Below are 3,440 nucleotides of genomic sequence, written 5' to 3'. Positions count from 1 at the left end.
CTTAACTTCTACTACATTTTTGAACAAAGAATTGAAGCAGAAGTTAAGCAAATACCTGGTTCATTCATTTTTATTGCTGAGAGCTGATTGCTAATAGCTGAATGCTTACTTACTATCAATTCAAACCTAGCACCATTTAATTGAAATTTTGCTTCAAATATGCTAATTTCTAACTCAAAAAATAGCTGAGAAAATACAACAGGAGAAAAATTATGTTATCGCCATTTGTGCAACGCAAACTTGCCTTGGCATTTTATCAGTATGACCAATCGAAAAATGGACTGCTAGAAAAGGAAGACTTGCAGCTAATTGCCAAAAGAATAGCTGAGTCTTTTGGTCTCAAAAAGGAAGATAGCAAATATCAGGAAATTCTTGATACCTATGCTAAAGTTTGGGATCATTATTTGAGTCCTGCTGATACAGATGGAGATGGAAAAGTTTCTCTAATTGAATTTTTGGAAGTTCGAGAAAAAATGCAACCCAGTCAAATAGAAAAAAATCAAGAAGTCAACAAAGTGATGTTTGATTGCTTGGATATAGATGGAAGTGGCACAATTAGTTTTAAAGAATATGATATATTGTTAAAAGCGTTGGGAGAAACCAATGAGGAAAGTATTAAACGTGGGTTTGAAAATATGGATCTAAACAAGAATGGTTCGAGATCACGAGATGAATATGCTAAAATTAGAAGTGGTTATTTCTCTTCTGACGATCCAGAATATGCGTCGAGGTTGTTTTACGGATCTTTCTAAGACTGCTAACACTGTTAATACTTAATAGGCAATAGACATCTCCAGAAAAGAGGGAACACCGGAGCTGGGAACAGGGAGAAATAATTGATAATTTATGGATAAAAATTGATTTGATTTTGGATGTTTGGAGATGTCTAATAGGCAATAGATTTACCGAAGAATTAATAATTAAATAATTAAATAATTCAGGTTTAAAGCCTCCCCTTTCAAGGAGAAAAAAGCGGTCGAGGGATGGCGAGGAAACCTTACCATATCCAATCGACCAAGAGAAGAAATTTTTTCCTTTTATTCAATCGTCTTCCTTTTAGGGAGAGGTAATTATCAATTATCAATTATTGAATATTGCTCCTTACTGAATAATTAAGATTTAAAGCCTCTCCTTTAAAGGAGAAAAAAGCGGTCGTTAGCGGAGCTTCCCGTAGGGTGGGGTGGCGAGGAAATCTTGCCATATCCAATCGACCAAGAGAAGAAAAAAAATTATCCTTTTAGTCAATCCTCTTCTTTTCAAGGAGAGGTGATTATTAATTATTAATTATTGAACACCAACTTAAATTTGAGAGAGATACATTTTTGCGAACATTTCCTCAATCAAAAAAAATGTTTAATCACCAAAAAGAATATTTAGCTCAAACAAGTTCCATAGACCGCTCCTTTAAACCAGCGATCGCCTATGGAGGGTCGGTAAATATCTCAGAAAACAGTCCCACTATCCTCGTATCCGAAAACAGTGATCGGCAAAATTCAGCGTCAGGAACTCAGAAAAAGGTTTGAAGCGGGTGAATTTAATGCCATATTGAAAGACTGAAGTCATATCAAATCCGGTAGCATCAGTGTAATTAGATAAAGAGGGTGGGGAATGTCGGCAGATAGTGAATCTGGGGGCAAATTTCCACCTTTTTCCCCTATTCTATTGCTTGATCTTCTGACTCCTTTGCTATAGGAAAAAATGGGTTGGTTAGGAAATAGACTGGTAATAAACCTTAGACAGGGAAATTTTTCCCACTTTTGCCTGTTGCCTGTTGCCTGTTGCCTGTTGCCTGCTATAAAAACCCGTACCGCGTGCCAAGATCCCAAATGGGTTCTATAAAAAAATAAGAACCTCACCAGATATTTGGCGAGGTTCTTAAATAAATTTAGCTATCAGTAACCTACAGTAACTAGATATTAGTCTAGGTTAGGCATAGATAGTACTGGCTCTGTTTCACGGTCGAGACCCTTCTCAAAACCACCTTCAGCAGCACGAGCGCGTCCTGCGTGCCATAAGTGACCAATTAAGAAGAAGAACCCTAGAATGAAGTGAGCAGCAGCTAACCAAGCACGAGGGTTAACATAGTTGAACCCGTTGATATCAGTGATAATGCCACCTACGGAGTTGATGGAACCGTTAGGAGCATGAGTCATGTACTCAGCAGCACGACGTACTTGCCAAGGCTGAATATCATTCTTTAATTTACTCAAGTCGAGACCGTTAGGACCACGAAGAGGCTCTAACCAAGGACCACGGAAGTCCCAGAAACGCATTGTTTCACCACCGAAGATGATTTCACCAGTAGGAGAACGCATCAGGTACTTACCAAGACCAGTTGGACCTTGAGCAGAACCAATATTAGCACCTAACTTTTGGTCACGAACTAAGAATACAAAAGACTGAGCTTGAGAAGCTTCAGCGTTAGTTGGGCCGTAGAATTCGCTGGGATAAGCAGTGTTGTTAAACCATACGAAACACGCAGCAATCAAACCCATTAAGGATAGAGCGCCCAAACTGTAGGAAAGATAAGCCTCTCCAGACCAGATGAAAGCACGACGTGCCCAACCGAAAGGCTTAGTTAGAATATGCCAAACACCACCGAAGATACAAATCAGACCGATCCAGATATGACCGCCGATGATATCTTCCATGTTGTTAACACCGATGATCCAACCTTCACCACCAAAAGGAGCTTTAGCTAGATAACCAAAAATAACAGCAGGATCGAGAGTAGGGTTAGTGATTACCCTGACATCTCCACCACCTGGTGCCCAAGTATCATAGACACCACCAAAGAACATGGCCTTAAATACCAACAACAGCGCACCACAACCTAATAGGATTAAGTGGTAACCGATGATATTAGTCATCTGGTTCTTATCTTTCCAGTCATATCCGAAGAAAGAAGAATATTCTTCGAGAGTTTCTGGACCACGAACGGCATGATAAATACCGCCTAAACCAAGAACAGCAGATGAAATTAGGTGCAAAACACCTACGACAAAGTATGGAAATATGTCAGTTACCTCGCCACCAGGACCGATACCCCAGCCTAAAGTAGCAACGTGAGGCATTAGGATTAAGCCTTGTTCGTACATTGGCTTTTCTGGGACAAAGTGACCAACTTCAAATAAAGTCATTGCTCCTGCCCAGAATACGATTAGACCTGCGTGAGCAACATGAGCGCCTAGCAGTTTACCGGATAGATTGATCAGACGGGCGTTTCCAGACCACCAAGCAAAACCGGTGGACTCGATATCGCGACCTCCCATCATGGAAGAATTAGAGAGCGTTACCACGTGGTAGAACCTCCTCAGGGAATATAAAGTTTTGATGTGGTTGATCTTGAGGTGCCATCCATGCTCGGATACCCTCGTTCAACAAAATGTTTTTGGTATAAAATGTTTCAAACTCTGGGTCTTCTGCTGCCCGTAACTCTT

General features: G+C 40.3%; 3 protein-coding genes and 1 pseudogene. 2 read left to right on the top strand and 2 right to left on the bottom strand.

The features are described 5' to 3' along the window. The first annotated feature begins 212 nt into the window (after nt 1-212). Entirely contained in the window at nt 213-752 is a 540-nt protein-coding gene (locus F6K13_RS24410; protein WP_124145107.1) for an EF-hand domain-containing protein, read from the top strand. Nucleotides 753-1,349: 597 nt separating this feature from the next. After that, nucleotides 1,350-1,523 carry a hypothetical protein gene (locus F6K13_RS24405; RefSeq protein WP_161564537.1) on the top strand — a complete coding sequence of 58 codons (174 nt, stop codon included), beginning with the start codon at nt 1,350-1,352 and terminating at the stop codon, nt 1,521-1,523. 393 nt (nt 1,524-1,916) lie between these two features. Here the strand turns inward: F6K13_RS24405 and psbC are convergent, their stop codons facing one another. Continuing rightward, entirely contained in the window at nt 1,917-3,299 is a 1,383-nt protein-coding gene (gene psbC / locus F6K13_RS24400) for a photosystem II reaction center protein CP43 (protein WP_124155525.1), read from the bottom strand. Then, nucleotides 3,283-3,440: pseudogene (locus F6K13_RS24395) on the bottom strand (photosystem II protein D2); the annotation flags it as partial. The pseudogene F6K13_RS24395 and the gene psbC, both read right to left, overlap by 17 nt.

Source organism: Okeania sp. SIO2B9, assembly GCF_010672505.1.
GTDB classification, from domain to species: Bacteria; Cyanobacteriota; Cyanobacteriia; order Cyanobacteriales; family Microcoleaceae; genus Okeania; species Okeania hirsuta.
Note: the sequence above shows the minus strand (reverse complement) of the source record. Positions and strands in the feature narration are given on the sequence as shown.

Bases quoted from the DNA above. Each gene is read 5' to 3' on its own strand.
- F6K13_RS24405 (WP_161564537.1), top strand. From the start codon at position 1,350: ATGTTTAATCACCAAAAAGAATATTTAGCTCAAACAAGTTCCATAGAC.
- F6K13_RS24410 (WP_124145107.1), top strand. From the start codon at position 213: ATGTTATCGCCATTTGTGCAACGCAAACTTGCCTTGGCATTTTATCAG.